Annotated in this window: 19 protein-coding genes; 6 read left to right on the forward strand and 13 right to left on the reverse strand. The window is 67.7% G+C overall.

Annotation, left to right across the window (positions count from 1 at the left end; translation table 11 throughout):
* Positions 1-18: 18 nt before the first annotated feature.
* The 3 genes from ACP69Z_RS04760 (at position 19) to ACP69Z_RS04770 (ending at position 3,435) form a co-directional block, all read left to right on the forward strand.
* Positions 19-531: a (2Fe-2S)-binding protein gene (locus tag ACP69Z_RS04760; RefSeq protein ID WP_426266387.1), complete on the forward strand. Its 513-nt coding sequence runs from the start codon at positions 19-21 to the stop codon at positions 529-531.
* Between the two features lie 60 nt (positions 532-591).
* The gene (locus ACP69Z_RS04765) at positions 592-1,485 is read left to right on the forward strand and encodes an RcnB family protein (protein ID WP_426266388.1); all 894 of its coding nucleotides are present in this window, start codon (positions 592-594) and stop codon (positions 1,483-1,485) included.
* Positions 1,486-1,581: 96 nt separating this feature from the next.
* The gene (locus ACP69Z_RS04770; RefSeq protein WP_426266389.1) at positions 1,582-3,435 is read left to right on the forward strand and encodes a DUF885 domain-containing protein; all 1,854 of its coding nucleotides are present in this window, start codon (positions 1,582-1,584) and stop codon (positions 3,433-3,435) included.
* A gap of 3 nt (positions 3,436-3,438) precedes the next feature.
* Here the strand turns inward: ACP69Z_RS04770 and ACP69Z_RS04775 are convergent, their stop codons facing one another.
* Positions 3,439-3,900 (reverse strand): Lrp/AsnC family transcriptional regulator, encoded by a 462-nt coding sequence (locus ACP69Z_RS04775; protein WP_426266390.1) that lies wholly within the window; start codon positions 3,898-3,900, stop codon positions 3,439-3,441.
* Between the two features lie 105 nt (positions 3,901-4,005).
* Here ACP69Z_RS04775 and ACP69Z_RS04780 point away from each other — a divergent pair, with 105 nt between their 5' ends.
* Entirely contained in the window at positions 4,006-5,112 is a 1,107-nt protein-coding gene (locus ACP69Z_RS04780; protein WP_426266391.1) for a S41 family peptidase, read from the forward strand.
* Here ACP69Z_RS04780 and ACP69Z_RS04785 read toward each other — a convergent pair.
* The 3 genes from ACP69Z_RS04785 to ACP69Z_RS04795 form a co-directional block, all read right to left on the reverse strand.
* Positions 5,109-6,608, reverse strand: coding sequence for an ABC transporter permease (locus ACP69Z_RS04785; protein ID WP_426266392.1), 1,500 nt, complete (start codon positions 6,606-6,608; stop codon positions 5,109-5,111). The genes ACP69Z_RS04780 and ACP69Z_RS04785 overlap by 4 nt on opposite strands.
* Complete coding sequence (locus ACP69Z_RS04790) at positions 6,605-7,546, reverse strand: ABC transporter ATP-binding protein (RefSeq protein WP_426266393.1); 942 nt, start codon at positions 7,544-7,546, stop codon at positions 6,605-6,607. The genes ACP69Z_RS04785 and ACP69Z_RS04790 overlap by 4 nt, the downstream gene beginning before the upstream one ends.
* 74 nt (positions 7,547-7,620) lie before the next feature.
* On the reverse strand, positions 7,621-9,207 hold the full coding sequence (locus ACP69Z_RS04795) for a lysine--tRNA ligase (protein WP_426266394.1): 1,587 nt from the start codon (positions 9,205-9,207) through the stop codon (positions 7,621-7,623).
* 83 nt (positions 9,208-9,290) lie between these two features.
* On the opposite strand from ACP69Z_RS04795, the gene ACP69Z_RS04800 reads away from it, so the two are divergent.
* Both ACP69Z_RS04800 and ACP69Z_RS04805 read left to right on the forward strand, forming a co-directional pair.
* Positions 9,291-9,530 carry a hypothetical protein gene (locus ACP69Z_RS04800; protein ID WP_426266395.1) on the forward strand — a complete coding sequence of 80 codons (240 nt, stop codon included), beginning with the start codon at positions 9,291-9,293 and terminating at the stop codon, positions 9,528-9,530.
* Between the two features lie 71 nt (positions 9,531-9,601).
* Complete coding sequence (locus tag ACP69Z_RS04805; RefSeq protein WP_426266396.1) at positions 9,602-12,325, forward strand: ATP-dependent DNA helicase; 2,724 nt, start codon at positions 9,602-9,604, stop codon at positions 12,323-12,325.
* Here ACP69Z_RS04805 and ACP69Z_RS04810 read toward each other — a convergent pair.
* From ACP69Z_RS04810 to ACP69Z_RS04850, 9 genes are all read right to left on the reverse strand, one after another.
* A complete protein-coding gene (locus tag ACP69Z_RS04810; protein WP_426266397.1) occupies positions 12,269-12,613 on the reverse strand; it encodes a MerR family transcriptional regulator in 345 nt (114 codons plus the stop codon). The two genes, ACP69Z_RS04805 and ACP69Z_RS04810, sit on opposite strands and share 57 nt — an antisense overlap.
* A 5-nt stretch (positions 12,614-12,618) precedes the next feature.
* Complete coding sequence (locus ACP69Z_RS04815) at positions 12,619-12,954, reverse strand: integration host factor subunit alpha (protein WP_426266398.1); 336 nt, start codon at positions 12,952-12,954, stop codon at positions 12,619-12,621.
* 118 nt (positions 12,955-13,072) lie between these two features.
* Positions 13,073-14,035, reverse strand: a complete 963-nt coding sequence (locus ACP69Z_RS04820) for a beta-ketoacyl-ACP synthase III (protein ID WP_426266399.1) — start codon at positions 14,033-14,035, stop codon at positions 13,073-13,075.
* 3 nt (positions 14,036-14,038) lie between these two features.
* Entirely contained in the window at positions 14,039-15,079 is a 1,041-nt protein-coding gene (gene plsX / locus ACP69Z_RS04825) for a phosphate acyltransferase PlsX (protein WP_426268047.1), read from the reverse strand.
* A gap of 44 nt (positions 15,080-15,123) precedes the next feature.
* The gene (gene rpmF, locus ACP69Z_RS04830) at positions 15,124-15,303 is read right to left on the reverse strand and encodes a 50S ribosomal protein L32 (protein ID WP_294005306.1); all 180 of its coding nucleotides are present in this window, start codon (positions 15,301-15,303) and stop codon (positions 15,124-15,126) included.
* 149 nt (positions 15,304-15,452) lie between these two features.
* On the reverse strand, positions 15,453-16,085 hold the full coding sequence (locus ACP69Z_RS04835) for an MBL fold metallo-hydrolase (RefSeq protein WP_426268048.1): 633 nt from the start codon (positions 16,083-16,085) through the stop codon (positions 15,453-15,455).
* A gap of 29 nt (positions 16,086-16,114) precedes the next feature.
* Positions 16,115-16,615 (reverse strand): hypothetical protein, encoded by a 501-nt coding sequence (locus ACP69Z_RS04840; protein ID WP_426266400.1) that lies wholly within the window; start codon positions 16,613-16,615, stop codon positions 16,115-16,117.
* The gene (locus ACP69Z_RS04845; protein ID WP_426266401.1) at positions 16,612-18,564 is read right to left on the reverse strand and encodes a prolyl oligopeptidase family serine peptidase; all 1,953 of its coding nucleotides are present in this window, start codon (positions 18,562-18,564) and stop codon (positions 16,612-16,614) included. Before ACP69Z_RS04845 ends, ACP69Z_RS04840 begins: the two co-directional genes overlap by 4 nt.
* A 13-nt stretch (positions 18,565-18,577) precedes the next feature.
* Positions 18,578-19,855 (reverse strand): dipeptidase, encoded by a 1,278-nt coding sequence (locus tag ACP69Z_RS04850; protein ID WP_426266402.1) that lies wholly within the window; start codon positions 19,853-19,855, stop codon positions 18,578-18,580.
* Positions 19,856-19,858: the final 3 nt, after the last annotated feature.

A 19,858-nucleotide genomic window follows, 5' to 3' on the forward strand; every position in this document is an offset into this window, starting at 1 on the left:
CCGCGGCTAGATGGCCGCATGGCGCGGATGCGGGTCAATGGTCAGGCTTTGGAGTTTGCGCTCGATCCCGCGACGCCCTTGCTGTGGGCGCTGCGTGATGCGGCCAACCTCACCGGGACCAAGCAGGGTTGCGGCGGTACGGGGGAGTGCGGCGCCTGCACGGTGATCGTCGATGGAGGCGCGGTGCTGAGTTGCAAGGTCGCCATCGGAAGCCTCGAAGGCGCCGATGTTACCACGATCGAAGGCCTCGCCGGTCATCCCTTGACGTTGGCGCTGGTCGCCGAGGATGCGATCGGCTGCGGCTTTTGCCTGCCGGGCTTCACATGCGGTGCGGCAGCGTTGCTGCAGCAGAGCGCGCGCCCCGCGGCCGAGCAGGTCGATGCGCTTCCGACCCGCTGCGCCTGCGGATTGCAGCCGCGCCTGCGACGCGCGGTCGAGCGGGCGGCGGGCGCGATGGCGGCAAACGCCCAGCCTCCGCAGCAACCACCAGCGCGTTCGCAGATACCCGAGATCGTTACGCCGCCGCGTTAATCTCGCGCTCAGCCAGCAAAGCAGAAGATCGTGTGAACTGGCTCCCAAGAGGTCACGATCATGCGTCTCTCCCTGCTTTCCTTGTTGCTCCTGTCCGCCGCCACTCCGGCCTTCGCGGACCCCATTCCGGACGAACCTTCGGAGCGAGCCGTGAGCCGGGCCGAGCGCCCGGCACGGGTCGAGCGGGAGGAGCGCAGTTACAGCCGCAATGCTGACGAAGCGCGCCCGCGGCCGGTCGAGCGGGTGGAGCGGGCCAACCGCGACGCCGAAGCACCGCTGCCGCCACGCCGGGCCGAACGCCCCGAGCCGCGCGCCGACGCTCCGGAACCTGCCCGCGAGATTGCTGCGGCAGCCGTGGCCGAGCAGCGCGGCGAGCGCTGGAACCGTCAGGCGCCGGAAGCGCGAGGCGAGGTGCGGCAATGGCGCGGGGATCGCGCCAGCGGATGGCAGAACGACCGCACGGAACGGCGGACCCGCCAGCGCGAGATTCCGCCCTCGACCGGCTCACCTGTCTTCGGCTCTGCCGTGCCGAGTCCCGACACCGTCGGTCGTGCGCCGCGTGACGTGCCGCCGGGCGCCGTCGCGGGTCGTGACCTGCGCGACCGGATCGCGGCGGAAGGGCTGCGCCGCGACCGGATCGAAAGCGCTGAGTGGCGGCAGGAATGGCGCAACGATCGCCGCTACGACTGGCGACGCCACCGCGACCGCGACCGCAATCGCTTCCACCTGTCGGTCTATTACGACCCGTTCGGCTGGCAGTATCGCGATTATGACATCGGCTGGCGCCTGCCTGCGCGCTATTACACCAGTCGTTACTGGCTGCAGGACCCGTGGACTTATCGCCTGCCTCCGGTCGGCGGCTACTATCGCTGGGTCCGCTACTACAATGACGTGTTGTTGGTGGACGTCAGGAACGGCCGCGTGCTCGACCGGATCCGGCGCTTCTTCTGGTAGATTGCTCGCGGCGGTTGGTCGAAGCATGCTAGGCAGGTCGGGAACCGGGACTTTTCTCGGGCCCTGACCTCATCCTCTCGCGAAAGAGCACGCTTCATGACCCACCGCCTCCTGCTGCTTGGTGCCAGCCTGCTGACCCTTGGTGCCTGCGCCACGCGTGAGGAAGTGGCGGTCGCGCCGCCGCCGCCCGCCGTCGCCGCGCCGGAAGCGGCGGCACCGGCCGCTACCGCGCAGTCGGAGCATGACCGGCTCTTCGCCCTTTTCGCCAAGAGCGACGAAGACAGCCTCCGCCGCAATCCGCTGAGCGCGCTGTTCCGCGGCGACATGCGCTATGCCGACCGCCTCGGCGACAATATCAGCGATGCGTATTTCGCTGGCGAGAAGCAGGCCGCCGAGCAGGAACTGGCGGCGCTCTCGGCGATCGACCAGGCAAAGCTCAACCCGACCGACGCCATCGCCTATGACGTGTTCAAGGTCTCCACCGAAGACACGCTCGCGGGCTACCAGGACAATCTGCTGAGCCTGACCCGCGTGCGGCCGATGAACCATTTCTTCGGCATCCACACCTTTTACCCGACCTTCGCCAGCGGATCGGGCGCGGCGCCGTTCAAGACGGTGCAGGATTATGAGAACAACCTGAAGCGCCACAAGGAGTTCGTGGTCTATCTCGACCGCGCCATCGGCCGCTGGCGCGAGGGGATGGCAAGCGGGGTGGTCGACACCAAGCTCACCACCCGCAACATGATCGAGCAGCTGAATAGCCAGCTCAAGCAGACTCCGGCCGAAGACAATTACCTCGGCCCGATCCGCAAGATGCCGGATTCGATCGGCGCCGAAGACCGCGCTCGCCTGACTGCGGCCTATCAGGCGTCGGTCAAGGACGAGATCCGCCCCGCGCTGACCCGCGTGCGCGATTTCCTGCGCACCGAATATTTGCCAGCCGCGCGGGACGGCGTCGGCCTGATGTACATGAAGGGTGGGCCTGAGCTGTACCGTCACCTGGTCCGCTCGACGACCACGCTCGACATGGCGCCGGAGGAGGTTCACCAGCTCGGTCTCAGCGAAGTGGCGCGGATCCGCGGCGAAATGGACAAGGTCCGGCAGGAGGTCGGGTTCAAGGGCGATCTGCCCGCCTTCTTCAATCACCTGCGCACCGATCCCAAGCTCAAGCTCAAGAGCCGCGATGCGCTGACGCAGGGCTATTACGACATCGGCAAGAAGGTCGATGCCGAGCTTCCGCGTTACTTCTCCACCATGCCCAAGGCGCGGTTGGAGATCCGCCCCTACGAGCCGTTCCGCGAGAAGTTCGAGGCCGGCGGCTCCTACCAGAACGGCACGCCGGACGGGACGCGCCCCGGCGTCTTCTATTTCAACGCCTACGACCTGCCGAGCCGCACCTCGCCCGGCATGACCACGCTGTACCTCCACGAAGGCTCGCCCGGGCATCACTTCCAGATCAGCCTGGCGCAGGAGAACGAAGCGCTTCCGGCGTTCATGCGCTTCGGCGGCAACACCGCCTACGTCGAAGGCTGGGCGCTGTATGCCGAGACGCTCGGCTACGACATGGGCTTCTACAAGGACCCGTACCAGCGCTTCGGCACGCTGTCGGACGAGATGCTGCGCGCGATGAGGCTGGTGGTCGATACCGGCATCCACTCCAAGGGTTGGGCCCGCGACCAGGCGATCACTTACATGCTGTCGAACAGCGACATGGGTCGCACCGACGCGACGGCCGAGGTCGAACGCTATATCGCCATTCCGAGTCAGGCACTGGCCTACAAGCTTGGCGCGCTGACCATCCAGCGGCTGCGGACCAAGGCGCAGACCGAGCTTGGGGCGAAGTTCGACATCCGCGCCTTCCACGACCAGGTGCTCGGCACCGGCGCGCTGCCGCTGGCGGTATTGGAGCAGAAGATCGACCGCTGGATCGCGGCAAACAAGGCGAGCTGAGGCTCAGCCGAGGCGCACGAACGGCGCGAACTTCCAGCTGCGTTTGACGAAGCTGGTTTCGTAGCGGCGGACGGCAGGGGAGCCGGCAAGCAGCGCCTCCGCTTCCGCCACGAACGCGTCCATGCTGCGGCAGTCGAGCAGCAGGGCAAGATCGTGCTCGCCGCTGATCTCGAGCACCCACTGGACCGTCTCGGCCGCGTCGAGGCGCGCGAGCAGCAAGTCCTTGCCGGCGCGATCGGCATGTTCGTTGAGTTGCACCAGCACCAGTGCCCGCAGGCGCTCCCGCGTTAGCGCTTCGCCCAGCAAGGCGACCGTGCGCGCAATAACACCCTCGGCCCGCAGCCGACGCAACCGGCGTGCAATCGCCGAGGGCGACAGCGGCACTTCGCCTGCCAATTCTTCCGCGGTCCGGTCGGCGTCGCGCTGGACGAGATGGAGGAGGGCGATGTCGAAGCGGTCCTGCATGGGATCAGCATGCCAAATTCTGGCGCTGAGGCGACCGAAATCGGCAAGACGTGGCACGGCTAATCGCTTACTGTTGTACATGAGCAATACAGCGGGAGCATGGCGATGCGTATCTTCCTGTCACAACTCTTCTTTTCGGTCCTGATGTTCCCCGTGGGTTCTTCAGCGATCGCACAGGCGCCGGGGCCGGCCCCGGCCGCCGCGGAAGCAGCCTTCGACGCCAAGGAAGCGGAAGCGGCGGTGACCGAACTCGCCAAGGCGCTGGAAGAGAACTTCGTCTTTCCCGATGCCGGCAAGAACTACGCCGCGATGCTTCGGGCGAATCTTGCCAAGGGGGCGTATGCCAGCTTCCCTTCGGCCAAGGACTTCGCAGAGCGGGTGACCGCCGACTTGCAGGCCGTGCACAAGGATGGCCACCTGCGGCTGCGGCCGGTCACCGCGGAGATGCGGGCGCGGCGGGGAGGGCCGGGGGGCGGGCGCAGCGGCGGCGAGGAGCGCAGCGCGGTGTCGCGCTCAGGCTGGCTCACCGACGGCGTCGCCTACATCGACTTCGCAGGCTTCCCGGGCAACAAGGCCACCATCGCCGAGGTCGAGGAATTCATCGCCGATCATCGCGGGGCGAGCACCTTGATCATCGACGCGCGCAGGAATGGCGGCGGCGGGCTCGACGAGATGAACCTCCTGTTCCGCGAGCTCTACGCGAAGCCGACCACCCTCGTCACCATGGACATCCGGCAGGCGGTCGAGGAGAAAAATGGAACCCCGTTCGGCGAGGACCCGACCCTGCGCAAGATTGCGGGTCCCGCCACCGTGATCCGCCGCGAGCATTTCGTGACGCCCACGGCCACACCGGGACCACTGGCCAAGGCGAAGGTCTATCTGCTGACCTCCAAGAACACCTTTTCGGCGGCCGAGCACCTGTCGCTGTCGCTGAAGAGGACCGGCCGCGCGACCCTGATCGGGGAAGCGACGGGCGGGGGCGCCCACTTTGGCGGCGTGGTGCCGATGGGCACCGGTTATGCCGCCTTCATACCGGTCGGGCGCACCTTTGATCCAAGCACCGGGAACAGCTGGGAGGGCACCGGCGTCGCGCCCGATATCGCGGTGCCTGCCGACCAGGCGCTGGCCAAGGCGCTGGAGCTTGCCGGGGCAAAGGTCGATGCGGCCACCGCGCTCCTCAAGCTCGGCCCGGTCCGGACCACCGCCCGCTAAAGGGCTTCGGCATCCTTTCGGCGAAGCCGGGCCGCCAGTTCCTTGAGGCTCGGCTTCTGGCCCTGCGCCAGCAGGCTGGCGCGAAACAGGCGGCCGAGCAGCAGCATCTGCAGGGCGACAAACGCGGCGAGGAGCAGCCCGGAGCCGATCACTTCCCACGCCGGAATGCCGGTTCCGAGCCGCGCCAGGACCGCGAACGGCGTCCAGATCGGGACCCAGGTCATGATCGTCACGCCAATGCCTTGCCCCCCGGCAATCACGCCCTGGATCAGGATGGTGATTGGCAGCAGGATCATCAGGATGATCGGCATCAGGTAACCCTGCGCGTCGTTCATCGAATCGCTGATTGCGCCCACCGCCAGGAAGAAGACCGAGATGGCGATGTAGCCGGCGATGAAGAAGTAGATCATCGCCAGGATCGTCGTCCACGAGGTCAGCGGGGCGAGGGCTGGGCGGATCATGTCGGCGATCGCGCCCTGGGTCGCGAAGGCAGCAAAGGCGCCGCAGCCGATCCACACCGCAATCATCGTCAGGCCTACGGCGACGGTGCCGAGGAGCTTGCCATACATCAGCTGCTCGGGGCTGATCGTCGCGAGCACCGTTTCGAGCAGCTTGTTCGAGCGCTCCTCGATCGTGCCCTGGAGCATCCAGCTTCCCGATAGCATGAGAGCCATCATCAACAGGTAGCAACTGGCGAGCGGCAGGATCGAGCGAACCAGCAGCGCTTCGCGGGCGCCGCTGCCGGGCGCAGGCTGGGCGATCATGAGGTTGGGGGTGACGGTTGCGGCGGCCGTTGCGGTTGCCGTGGAAACGCCGCTTTGCGTCAGCAGCCCTTGCCGGAGCGAACGGGTGAGCACTTCCTGCACGGTGCCGACCAGTTGCGGATCGGGGCGGCCGGAGGAGGAAAGCTGGGCCGTGCCGGTGCGCAGGAATCCTGCCGGGATGATCACGGCCGCGTCGATCGGATCGGCCTTGCTACCCTCCGCCGGGCGAAGCAGCGTCTCAAGTCGCTGCTCCAGCGCCTTGCCGGTCAGGCCAGCCAGGGTGGCCGGGGGGGTGACCAGTTCGTAGCGGGGTTCGGGCGCTTCAAAGTCGGGTGCGTCTGCCGGAATGGAAGCTTTCAGCCGCTCCAACGCGGCGTTCGCGCCGCCGTCGGCACTGAACCGGGCGACTTCCGCATCGGTGAAATAGCGATCGTTGCGCGCCCACGGCGCAGCGGCGGGCGCCGCAATCTTGTGCCGCTGCACGTAGCGGGCGAGGGCGTCGAGCGCACGGCGGTCTTCTTCGAGGCGGAGGCGGCCGGCGATTTCCCGCCCGGCGGTGCCGCCATCCTGATCGATGATCATCACCTTGTCCGCGTCGTTTTCGCCCATGAAGCGCTGAGTGAGCGGAGCGATGGAGATGGCGACGGGCAGGATCAGCAGCGTCAGCCAGAAGCTGCGCATACGGGTGATCTGGCGGAATTCGCGGATGGCGACGAGGAGGACGTTGTTCACTTGGGGCTCTCCTCGGTTCCCACCATGTGGAGGAAGACGTCGTGCAGGCTGGCGCGGTGCACCTCGAAGCGGCGCAGCGCGACGCCATTGGTTGAGCAATGTTCGAGGAGGTCGCCGGGCGATGCGCCGGGCTGCAGCGTCACCGCCCAGTCGCGCCATTCGCCATTCGCTTCACCCTGCGGTCGGCAGTCGGCAACACCGGGCACGCCGTCCAGCGGCTGACGGGCGGTGACCACCAGCCGTGCCGGGAGCAGCGCGCGTGCTTCGTCGAGATTGCCTTCGAACTTCTTGGCGCCGCGGGCGAGCAGCAGCAGCCGGTCGCACAGGCGCTCGGCGTGCTGCATGACGTGGGTCGAGAAGACCACGGTCGCGCCCTTGTCGGACGCGCGTCGGATCTCGTCTTCGAGCAGCCCCTGGTTGACCGGATCGAGGCCGGAAAAGGGTTCGTCGAGGATCAGGAGCTGCGGGCTGTTGACGACCGCGGTCGCGAGCTGGACCTTCTGGGCCATGCCCTTGGACAGCTGCCCGACGGTTGACTTGGTGTTCGCCGAGAGGCCGAAGCGGTCGAGCAGCGCAAGACCCTCGGTCCGCGCGTCGCCCGGGGTCATGCCCTTGAGACGGCCGAAATAGACGATGGTGTCGATCGCCGACATCGTCCGGTAGAGCCCGCGTTCTTCGGGGAGAAAGCCGAGGAACGGCGCATTTTCGCGGCCCGGCGCGCGGCCGAGGACCGAAATGCTGCCGCTGGTTGGGCGAATGATGTCGAGCACCATGCGCAGCGAGGTCGTCTTGCCTGCGCCGTTGCCGCCGAGAAAGCCGAACACCTCGCCCGTTCGGACGGCGAAGCTAAGGTCGTCGACCGCGGTGAACTCGCCATATTTCTTGGTGACCCGGTCGAGCATCAACGCGTCGGCAGTCTGCAATGTATCATCCCCCAAACAAGGGGAATGGAGCCGACCGCCTTCACCCGGTCAAGCAACCATTCGCCAGCCGTTCGACGAACGGCGGCGGCTTAGGCCGCCAGCGCCTCGGCGATCAGGCGGCGACTGTTGTCGATGCCGTAGAGCGCGATGAAGCTGCCGAGGCGGGGGCCCTGGCTCGAGCCGAGCAGCGTTTCGTAAGCCGCTTGGAACCACTCGCGCAGCCGCTCCTTGCCGTAATGGCGCTTGCCGATCTCGAACACCGCGTTCTGGATCTCATCGGCTGGCGTGTCTGCCTGGAGATCGGCCAAGAGTGTGTCGAGGTCGCGCAAGGCGGCGGCCTCGGCTTCGGTCGGAGCACGACGCCGGAGGCCCGGCACCACGAAATCGCGGGCGTAGGTGACGGCAAGGCCGATCAGTTCGTCGAGCTCGGGATCGCTTTCCGGCGACGTCCCCGGCGCATAGCGCTGGACGAAGCGCCACGCGGTGTCCTTGTCGGCGACGCCCGGCAAGCTGGCGAGGTTGAGCAGTAGCCCGAAGCCGAGCGGCAAGGCGGTCGGCTCCGGCACCGCGCCGCCGTGCATATGGTGGACCGGATTGCCGAGGCGCTGCTCGACCGGCTGCTCGGGCCAGCGGCCGCGGAACTGCCAATACTCATCGATCGCGCGCGGGATCAGGCCGAGGTGGAGGTTCTTGGCCTTCTTGGGCTCTCGGAACAGATAGAATTCGAGGCTCCGCTCGCCGCCATACTTGAGCCAGTCGTCGAGTGTCAGGCCGTTGCCCTTGGACTTGGAGATCTTCTCGCCCTTCTCGTCGAGGAACATCTCATAGTTGAAGCCTTCGGGCGGGCGAGCGCCGAGGATGCGGGCGATCTTTCCTGATTGGATGGTGCTGTCGATCAGGTCCTTGCCGGCCATTTCGTAGTCGACCCCGAGCGCGACCCACCGCATCGCCCAATCGACCTTCCACTGGAGCTTCGACATGCCGCCAAGCGCTGATTGGGTGATCTCTTGGCCGTCCTCGTCGGTGAAGGCGATGGTGCCTGCTTCCGCATCGACCACCTGGACCGGTACCTGCAGCACGCGGCCGGTGGTAGGCGAAACGGGCAGCACCGGCGAATAGGTCAGCCGCCGCTCTTCGCGGAGGGTCGGCAGCATGACGCCCATGATATCGTCGAAGTGCCGCAGCACCTGCCGCAGCGCGTCGTCGAACCGGCCCGAAGTGTAGGCATCGGTCGCACTGACGAACTCGTAATCGAAGCCGAAGCGGTCGAGGAATTGGCGCAGCAGCGCATTGTTGTGATGCGCGAAGCTCGGGTGGCAGCCAAACGGATCGGTCACCTGCGTCAACGGCTTGCCCAGCGCTTCCTGCAACAACGCACCGTTCGGCACATTGTCCGGCACCTTGCGCAGGCCGTCCATGTCGTCGCTGAACGCGACCAGTCGGGTCCCCACGCGGCCGCCCGTGAGCGTCTCGAACGCGCGGCGGACCCATGTCGTGCGGAGCACTTCGGTAAAGGTGCCGATGTGCGGCAGACCGGAGGGACCGTAGCCCGTTTCGAACACGATCGGCTCGCCATTGGGCTTGCCGTTCGGATAGCGGGCAAGCAGCTTGCGGGCCTCCTCGAAGACCCAGGTCTTGTTGGCGAGAGCCGCTTGGGTGAGCGCATCGTCGGTCATGACAGAGCGAATGCGTTGTTGCAGGTGCGAAGGCAAGGGGCGCGGCGATGGAACCGGAAGGCCTGCCGGCGCGATGTACCTTTGTGCAGACCATCAAAGCCATCGTGAGCGCCCTTGGCGTCGTTGCCGTGATCTTCGGCGTCCCCGTTCTGGCGACCCTGGTCGCCGGGCAGTTCGGGCTGGCCTACCGCCTGATCGGCTGGACCACGCTGGTGGCGATGATCGTGCTGGCGTTCCAATCGCGGTTCCTGCTGGCCCGCTTGCTCCTTGGCGAGCGCAAGCTGGCGGCGGTGCCGGCCCGGCGCGCCTACAAGCGGCGCTAAACGCACGATAATCTGATCGGAGGGGCGCTTCGACGTTGCCCTTTCGTTCCGCTGCCGCCACATGAAGGGCGGTGACCTCCGTCCTTTCTCTTCCTGCGCTTCATGCCTCGCACGCCGGTATCTGGCTGGTCGGGCCGGACGGCGCGCGCGAGGCCGGGCGCGGTGAAGCGATCCGGGCAGTGTCGGACACGCCGCACATCCTGCTGAATGCGCCGCTTGCCGGCCAGCGGCTCGGCTATGCCGAAGTCAGCGGCCTCGATCTCCTCGAGCTATTCGCCTTCATTCACCCCGCGCGCTTCGTGGTCCCGACCGTCCCGGGGCTGGCCTCCTTCGTGGGATTGGAGGCGCCGGCGGATGAAGCCGCAGCGGCCGCCCTGCTGCCGGCTATCGCCGGGCGGCTGCTCGCGACGCTGGGGGAAGAGGATTGGGCAGCGCGCGAGGGGGGGTGGACGATCAATGCGACCCTGCACCGGCTGGGCTGGGGCTGGGCGGGGCTGGTCGGGCAACGGCTCCGGCGGCCCGAACGGGGCGAGCGGATGCTGTTCACTCGGCTGGAGCCGTGGGAGGAAGCGGCGGAGCGGCCACCGGCGCGGATCATCCGGCTGGGCGACGGGGAAGCCGAAGCGCGCCTGGCGCAACTGACCGGCGCAGGGTCGGAGACACGCGAGGGCCAGCGCGCATTTGCGGCCGCTTCCGCGCATGCCTTCGCGCCGCGCGATCGCCGCGACGCGCCCAACGTGCTGCTGGCCGAAGCCGGAACCGGGATCGGCAAGACCCTTGGCTATCTCGCGCCCGCGTCGCTGTGGGCGGAGAAAGCCGGCGGGACGGTGTGGGTGTCGACCTACACCAAGGCGCTGCAGCGCCAGCTCGACGCCGAAGGACGGCGGATCGTCCCCGACGAGGAGCAGCGCAAGAAACGCATCGTCGTGCGCAAGGGCCGCGAGAATTATCTCTGCCTGCTCAACCTCGAAGACGCCATGCAGGGCAGCTTCTCGGGCCGCGCCGCGGTGCTGGCGCAGCTGGTCGGGCGCTGGGCCGCCTATAGCAAGGACGGCGACATGGTGGGCGGCGACCTGCCGGGCTGGCTGCCTAGCCTGTTCCGCCGCGCCGGCGCGACCGCACTGACCGATCGCCGCGGCGAATGCGTCTATGCCGGCTGCCCGCATTATCGGAAATGCTTCATCGAGAAAGCCGAGCGGGCGAGCCGCGGGGCCGACCTCGTCATCGCCAATCACGCACTGGTGATGGTGTCGGCGGCGCGCGGGCGGCTGGGCAGCGGGCTGGAGCGGATCGTGTTCGACGAAGGACATCACCTGTTCGACGCGGCCGATTCGACCTTTGCGGTGGCGCTGACCGGCGCCGAGACGATTGAGCTCAGGCGCTGGATCATCGGGCCCGAACGCAGCAGCCGTGGGCGGCGGCGGGGTCTCGCCGCGCGGCTGATGGACGTCTGCTCCTATGACGAAGAAGGGGCGCTGGCGCTCGACGCAGCGGTGCAGGCGGCGGGGCTGCTGCCAGGCGACGGTTGGCTTGGGCGCGTAGTAGAGGGGCTTCCGCTCGGCCCGCTCGAGGCCTTATTCGCGGCCGTGCGCAGCAGCGTGCTGGCCCGCGCCCGGGCGGAAGACGCTGGCTACGGGCTCGAGACCGAACTAGCCGAGCCTGACGCGCCGCTGGTGGAGGCGGCCACAGCGGCGCTGGTCGCACTGGAAGCGCTGCAGCGACCGATGACCGCGCTCCGCCTGCGGCTGGAAGCGGTTCTGGAGGATGCGCCCGACTGGCTCGACGCCGCGGCACGGGCGCGGGTCGAGGGGGCGATTGCGGGATTGAACTGGCGCGGCGGTGCGGTCGCCGCCTGGGCACAGCTGCTGGCGCGGGTCGGCGGCGCAGCAGACCCCGACTTCGTCGACTGGATGAACGTCGACCGGATCGAAGGACGCGAACTCGACATCGGCCTCCAGCGCCGCTGGCTCGACCCGACCCGGCCGCTTGCCAAGGCGGTGATCGAGCCGGCGCACGGTGTCCTCGTCACCTCTGCCACCCTGCGCGGCGGTGAGGAGCATTGGGACGTCGCCAATGCCCGCACCGGCGCCGCGCACCTGCCTGCCGCCCCGGCGCACTTCCACGCCGCCAGCCCGTTCGATTACGCCTCGGCGGCCGAAGTGCTGGTGGTGACCGACGTCAAGCAGGGTGATCTCGCAGCGCTCGCCAATGCCTACGCCCGGTTGATCACGGCGGCGGGTGGGGGCACGCTGGGCCTGTTCACCGCCATCGCACGGTTGAAGGCAGTGCAGGCGCGGATCGCCGACCGCTTGGCGCGCGAGCAGTTGCCGCTCTTGGCCCAGCATGTCGACCCAATCGACACCGGCACCCTCGTTGACATGTTCCGCGCCGACCCGCGCGCCAGCCTGCTCGGCACCGATGCGCTGCGCGACGGGGTCGATGTGCCGGGCGAGTCGCTGCGGCTGGTCGTGATGGAGCGGGTGCCGTGGCCGCGGCCGACGGTGCTGCACGCGGCGCGGCGGCTGGCGGGCGGCGGCTCGGCTTATGACGACCGGGTGGTGAAAGCACGGCTGGCGCAGGCGTTCGGGCGGCTGGTCAGGCGGCAGGGTGACCGCGGCACCTTCGTGATGCTGTCGGCCGCTTGCCCGTCGCGGCTGCTGACGGCCTTTCCACCAGGAGTCGCGGTCAGCCGAGTGACGCTGGAAGAAGCAGTGGCGAGGGTCGCAGCGGCTACCGGGTCAGTCGGCGAGCGCGGCGGTGAGCTCAGCCCGGAGTCGCTTCAGCGCATCGACTAGGCCCTCAGCCCGCGGTTCAGGCTCGGGCAGCGGCTCCTTGCTTTTCAGCAGTTGCTGGACCCCGCGCACGGTATAGCCCTGGTGCGACAGCAGCGAGTGGATCTGGCGCACCAGCGCGACATCCTCGGGCCGGTAGTAGCGGCGATTGCCGGCCCGCTGCAGCGGCTTGAGCTGGGGAAAGCGGCTTTCCCAATAGCGCAGGATATGCTGCGCAACGCCAAGCTCGGCCGAAACCTCCCCTATGGTGCGGAATGCCGAAGGATCCTTGGCTCCGGTCGAGGCCGGCACGTCCGTCAGTCGCGCGCGATCTTGTCGCGCATGGTCTGGCTGGCGCGGAAAGTCATGACCCGGCGCGGCGCAATCGGCACCTCCACCCCGGTCTTGGGATTGCGACCGACCCGCTGCCCCTTGTCACGCAGGATGAAGCTGCCGAACCCGGAGATCTTGACGTTCTGACCTTCGGACAGCGCGGCGCACATGTGATGAAGCAGTCGTTCGACCATCGAGGCCGACTCGGCACGGCTGAGCCCAAGCTTGCGGTGAACCACATCGCCAAGGTCGGCACGCGTCAGCGTCCCCGCATGCATCTCGCTCATCTGCCCGCCACGCGGGACGCCTGCGTCGGCCATATATCCTACTCCGCCCTGTCGGCGCCCCCGTTACTGCGCCCCCACGCCAGTGCATAACGCAAGACGGCTAGGTCGGCAAACAGACAATCTCGGCAAGTTGCCGATGATTGTCCGATAGTTAAACGGAAAGTAGCGCCGCGCCCCAGGTGAAACCGCCGCCCATCGCTTCCAGGACGATAAGGTCGCCCGGCTTGATCCGGCCGTCCTTCACCGCAACGTCGAGCGCCAGCGGAACAGACGCCGCCGACGTGTTGGCGTGGCGGTCGACGGTCATCACCACCTTGTCGGGTGACAGGCCAAGCTTGCGAGCGGTGGCGTCGATGATCCGGGCATTGGCCTGGTGCGGCACCACCCAGTCGACATCGGCCGGCACCTTGCCACCGGCTTCCAGCACCTCGCCCAGAACCTCGGCGAGATTAACCACTGCGTGACGGAACACCTCGCGGCCCTTCATGCGCAGCTTGCCGACGGTGCCGGTGGTGGAGGGGCCGCCATCGACATACAGCATGTCGCCCCACTGGCCGTCCGCGTGGAGCTTGGTCGCCAGAATGCCGCGCTCCTCGGTGTCCTCGGCGCGCAGCACCACCGCGCCCGCACCGTCGCCGAACAGCACGCAGGTGGTGCGGTCTTCCCAGTCGAGGATGCGGCTGAACGTCTCGGCGCCGATCACCAGCGCGGTCTTGGCATTACCGCCGCGCAGCATCGCGTCGGCGGTGGTCAGCGCATAAAGGAAGCCGGTGCACACCGCGTGCACGTCGAACGCGATCGCATCCTTGATGCCGAGCAGATGCTGGACCTTGGTCGCACTGCTAGGAAAAGTCTGGTCGGGCGTGGCGGTGGCGAGAATGATGAGGCCGATGTCGCTCGCCTCGAGTCCGGCATGCTCGAGCGCCTTGCGCGCAGCGTCGGCGGCGAGGGTGGCGGTAGTCTCGCCCTCGGCGGCGATGTAGCGGCTGCGAATGCCTGTGCGCTCGACAATCCACTCGTCGGAGGTGTCGACCTGCGCGGCCAGTTCGGCATTGTCGACTCGCCGGGCCGGAAGCGCGGAGCCCACTCCCAAAAAGACGCTACGCAGGGTCACTCGCTACTCACTTGCGGCAAAAGCATGGGCGCGGAACTCGTCGAGATCGCTCACCACCTGGTTGACGATATCGCCGCGCACCATCCGGGCGGCGACGGCGATGGCGTTGGCGACGCCCTTGGCGTTGGCGCCGCCGTGGCTTTTCACCACCAGGCCGTTCAAGCCAAGGAAGACCGCGCCGTTGTGATTGTTGGGGTCCAAGTGGACCTTGAGCATGTGCAGCGCCGGCTTGGACAGCGCGAAGCCGGCTTTGGACCGCAGCGAAGAGGTAAAGGCGCGGCGCAGAAGATCGGTGACAAAGCGTGCGGTGCCCTCGGCGGTCTTGAGCGCGATGTTGCCCGAGAAGCCGTCGGTCACCACCACGTCGACCTTGCCGCGCGACAGCTGGTCGCCCTCGGTGAAGCCGTCGAACTGGAGATGGAGGTAGGTCGCCTCGCGCAGCAATGCAGCGGCCTCCTTGATCTCATCGGTGCCCTTCAGTTCTTCGGTGCCGATGTTGAGGATCTTCACCCGCGGCTTCTTGAGGCCTAGCACGGTGCGGGCATAAGCCGCGCCCATGACAGCGAACTGGACAAGGTTCTGGGCGTCGCTTTCCGTGTTGGCGCCAAGGTCGAGCATCACGCAGTCGTGATTGCCGAGGGTCGGCAGCAGCGCGGTCAGCGCCGGGCGGTCGATGCCCGGCATGGTGCGCAGTGCGAGCTTGCTCATCGCCATCAGCGCGCCGGTGTTGCCGGCCGACAAGGCGGCATCGGCGCTGCCGTCTTTCACGGCATTGATGGCAAGGCCCATCGAGGTCGTGCGGGCACGGCGCAGCGCCTGGCTCGGCTTCTCGTCGCCGGCGATGCTGTCGGGGGCGTGGAGGATCGTGGCGCTGCCGGCGGGCAGCGGCCGGCGCTCGAAATGCGGGGCGATGACCGCCTCGTCACCGACCAGCAGGAAGCGCAGCGAACGATCTGCCTTCAGCGCGCGCTCGACACCGCCGAGGACCGCTTCCGGGCCGCCATCGCCACCCATCACGTCCACGGCAATCCGTGGAGCGTCCAAACTGCGGGCGCTGGCCGACCTGGCGGTCACGTCAGCGACGCCAGTCAGGCTTCGGTCGAGACGATCTCGCGGCCGTTATAATGGCCGCAGGCCGAGCAGAGGTTATGCGGGAGCTTGAGCTCGCCGCAGTTCGGGCATTCCTGGAAGCTCGCCGGGGTCAGCGCGTGATGGCTGCGGCGCATGTTGCGCTTCGAGGGCGAGGTCTTTCTCTTGGGGACGGCCATTGCGGCACCTGTTCTAAGCTGTTGCGGTCAAAAAAGAAGGCGACGCTCCTCCACCGGCTCACCAGGGCCAGAGCCCCGGGGCGGCGACAAGGATCGTCGCGAACGGGCGGCCTATAGCGCAAAGCGCCGCCGAAGCAAGGGCAAGCGGGTCAGGCCAGCACCTTGTCTCCAACGAAGGGGTTGCTGGCCCGCTCGCGCTCGAAGCTGCTGGCGGGGCCATGGCCGGGGATGAACACGGTCTCGTTCCCAAGCGGCCAAAGCTTGTTCTTGACCGAATCGAGCAGGGCCTGGTGATCGGACAGCGGAAAGTCGGTTCGCCCGATCGAGCCTGCGAACAGCACGTCGCCGACCAGCGCCAGCTTGGAGGGCGGGTGGTGGAAGATGACGTGACCCGGCGTATGGCCGGGTGTTTCGTAGACATCGAGCACGAGGTCGCCGACCGTGACCTGCTCGCCATCGGTCAGCCAGCGATTGGGTTCGAACGGCGAGGCGTCGATTCCGTAGGCCGCGCCGTCGTCGGCCAGCCGGGCGATCCAGAACAGGTCATCGAGGTGCGGGCCTTCAATCGGCACGCCGAGCTCGGCTGCCAGCTGCCCGGCCTGGCCGCAATGGTCGATGTGGCCGTGAGTGAGGATGATCTTCTCAACAATGACCCCCGCCTGCGCGATGGCCGAGCGGATCTTGGGCAGGTCGCCGCCCGGATCGCACAACGCCGCCCGGTTGGTCGCGGTGCACCACAGGAGGGTGCAATTCTGCTGCAGCGGGGTGACCGGAATCACCATCGCCTTCAGCGGCGGATTGTTTTCATCGCTCACGGGCGATGCCCGCTCAGCCAGTGCCAGAGGCCGCGCCAGAGCCTCGCCTCCCACAGCATGAGCCGGGAAACCCATTCAGGCGCATCGGTAGCCGCGGTCAGTTCGCTGGTGGTTCCGGTAGCCGAGAAGGCGATCCGGATCGCAGCCACAAGGATGGCGACCTCGAACAAGGCGACCACGCCGAGACCGGCCCAGCGCCAGGGCGCAAGCTGCCCGAGGAGGTGCTGCTGCCCAGCCGGGATCAGCCAGCTGGCCAGCCAGATCCCGCCGCAGGCGATCGCCAGGGCGCGGATCAGCGACACCCGCAGCGGCTGTCGACGGGCGTAGCACAGGAGGTAGAGCAGGGGCGCGGTCAGGCAGAGGTCGATCAGCAGCGCGGCCTCGCCGCCCGACGCCATAAAGGTCGCGTTGCGGGCGAACAGCCAGCAGCCCGCAAGCATCGCGGCGAAGGCCGGGACGTACCAGTGGGAGCCAAGCAGGCGGAGGGCGCGGCTCATCGTGCGGCGGCCGTGGTGGTGGGCAGGTCGCGCAGCAGGGTCTGCTGCCAGAATTGCAGGGTCGACCAGAACAGATAGTCCTGGTTCTCCTTCTTGCCGAAGCCGTGGCCTTCGTTTTCGCCGACCATGTACCAGGTCGGAGCGGCGCCCGGCCGGGCGTTGAGGGCAGCGACCACCTGATCGGCTTCGGACTTGGGCACCCGCGGATCGTTGGCGCCCTGCACCACGAACATCGGCGCCTTGATCTCGCCAATGCGGCGCAGCGGGCTGATCTCCTCCAGCTTGGCGCGCTGGGCGGGGATGCGCTCGTCGCCATATTCGACGCGGCGCAGATCGCGGCGATAGCTTTGCGTACTTTCCAGGAACGTCACGAAGTTGGAAATGGCGACGTTGCACAGCGCGCCCTTGAAGTCGGCGGCGTAGCGGATCGCGCTGGCGTAGCACATGTAGCCGCCGTAGCTTCCGCCGGTCACCGCCATGCGCCCGGCGTCGATCGCCGGATCGGCCTTGAGCGCGGTCAGGAAGGCGCCGATGTCCTTGACCGAATCCTCACGCTTGAACGGCCCGTTGTCGAGGCTGACGAAGCGCTTGCCGAAGCCGGTCGAGCCGCGGACGTTGGGGAGGAAAATGGCGATGCCGAGTTCGTTGATGAGGTAATTGTCGCGGCCCATGAAGCCGGGGCGCTCCTGGCCTTCCGGGCCGCCATGGATGTCGACCACCACCGGCCGTTTGCCCGGGAACTTGGCGGGGTCGGGGCGATACAGAAAGCCCGACACGCGCTCGCCGTCGAAGCTCTTGACCTCGATCAGCTGCGCCGACGGATTGCGCGAGAAGTCCAGGCCGCCGGTCTCGCTCTGCGTCCAGCGGGTGAGCTTGCCGGTCTGCGGGTTGAGCGACCACGCGTCGGCGGTGCCCTGCGCCGAATTGAAGGTGAAACCGAGCTCGCCCCACGGCGACCATTCGATCCCGCCGGCGACGCCGACCGGGAGCGACGTCACCTGCCGCGAGGCGCCGCTGGCGGTGTCGAGTAGGTAGAGGCGGCTGATCCCGGCCTCATTGGTGAAGTATGCGATGGAGCGGCCGTCGTCCGAGATATCGAAGCTGTCGATGTCCCACCGGCCGGCGTTGGCTACCGGCGTGAACTTGCCGGTCACCGTGTCCATCCGCCCGAGCCGCTGAACGTCGCTATTCTCGTCCGACAGCACCCACAGCGACCCGTCCGGCGCGAATTCGGCGCCGCCGTAAGCGATGTCCTTCTTGAGATCGCCGAGCGGGGTCAGCTGCCGGGTCGCGAGGTCGAGAAGATAGGGGTCGCTGTTGGTGACCTGCTGGTAGTTCAGCACCAGCGCCTTGGCAGTGCCGGGCGCAAAGGCGGCGATGCCCCAGCCGCCGCCCTTGACCTCGGCCACCAGCCGGTCGGTCTTGGGATCGCGCGGATCCATGACGTAAAGGTCGCTGTCGGTGCCGTTGCGGCGGGTCGAGCTGTAGGCGAGGAGCTTGCCGTCCTTGCTCCACGCGCCAAGGCTGTTGCGGCTCTTGCCGTCGGTAAGCAGCGTCATCTGCCCGCCGTCGAGGCGATAGAGCTGAAAAAATTCGGCGCCGCCGCGATCCATCTGCGTGACCAGCACGTCCCCCGACGGGGCCCAGCTGCCGCCGACCGGCTCGGGCTCGAAGGTGATCTGCTGGCGGTCCATCATCGGCGCCGCGACGCGGTGCAGCTGCGGCACGTTGCCGAAACGGGTGCGGATCAGCATCGAGCGGTCGCGGGCGTTCCACCCGGCGAACGACGCGCTGCGCAGCTCCATGTAGGGCCGGGTCTTGGCAGCGAGTTCGGCCGGGACGGGCGGGACGGCCTGCACTGTCAGCGCGGCCGGCTTGGGCGTGCTGTTCTGGGCGTTGGCCGTCGTGGCGAGCAGGGCGGCAAGGGCCAGCGAGACGCGGGTCAGCATGGGTGTCAGGCTCCTAGTTGGCAGGCTTGGCGGGGGTCAGCATCGCCATCGACGGGGGCACGTCCTTCATCGACTTGGCGGTCGCTTCCGCCCCACGCAGCGCGCGCAGCACGTTGCCGCCCGCGAGCTTCGCGAGGTTGGCGTCGCTCCACCCGCGGCGGATGAGTTCGGCGAATAGGCGCGGATAGGCTTCGACGCCTTCCAGCCCGACCGGCGTGCGCGGAATGCCGTCGAGATCGCCGCCGATGCCGACGTGATCGTGACCGGCGACGCGGGCGACATAGTCGATGTGATCGGCGACATCCTTGATGCCGACGACCGGGCGCGGATTGGCGGCGACCCAGGCTTCCATGCCCTTGGTGACCGCGGCGGCGTTGGCGCGGTTGAAGGTCTTGAGGCGGGCTTCCTCGGCGGCCTGTTCACCGTCCCATTTCCACTGCGCGGGGCTGAGGAAGCTCGGCACCCAAGTCACCATCACCACGCCGCCATTGGCCGGCATCATGCGGAGCACGTCGTCGGGGACATTGCGCGGATGCGGATTGATGCCCGCCGCGCTGGAGTGGGAGAAGATCACCGGCGCCTTGGACGCGGCGATCGCATCGCGCATCGTCGCGGGGGCGACGTGGCTCAGGTCCACCAGCATGCCGAGCCGGTTCATCTCCTTCACCACCTCGACCCCGAACGGCGACAAGCCATCATATTTGGGCTGGTCGGTCCCGGCGTCGGCCCATTCGGTGGTCTGGTTGTGGGTCAGCGTCATGTAGCGCGCGCCAAGGTCGTAGAAGCGGCGCAACGCCGCCATCGAGCCGCCGATCTGCCGCCCGCCCTCGATCCCCAGCATCGAGCCAATCCGCCCCGCCTTGTGCGCGGCTTCCATCTCGTCGGCCGAGCGGGCGAAGCGCAGGGTTTCGGGATAGGCATCGATGATCCGGTGGGCGGTGTCGATCTGCTCCAGCGTCACGCGGATCGCTTCGTCGCCGAGCGTGGTGCCGTCGATATAGACCGACCAGAACTGCCCGCCGACCCGGCCGGCACGAAGCCGCGCCATGTCGGTCATCAGCGGCGGCTTCCAGCTGTCGGTCCCGCTCGCCAAGCCCTCGGTCTTGCTACCGAAGTCGCCGCGCAGCGCCCACGGCAGGTCGTTATGCCCGTCGATCAGCGGAGTGCGCTTGAGGATCCGGTCGATCCGCTGGCTGACCTTGGGATCGATCTGGGTGGAAGTCGCGGACGTCTGAGCCATTGCGGACACCGGGAGCAGGCTCGCGGCGGCGAGCAGGAAGAGCTTGTGCATGGG

The sequence above is a fragment of the Sphingomonas sp. LHG3443-2 genome (genome assembly GCF_049896405.1).
GTDB lineage: Bacteria > Pseudomonadota > Alphaproteobacteria > Sphingomonadales > Sphingomonadaceae > Sphingomicrobium.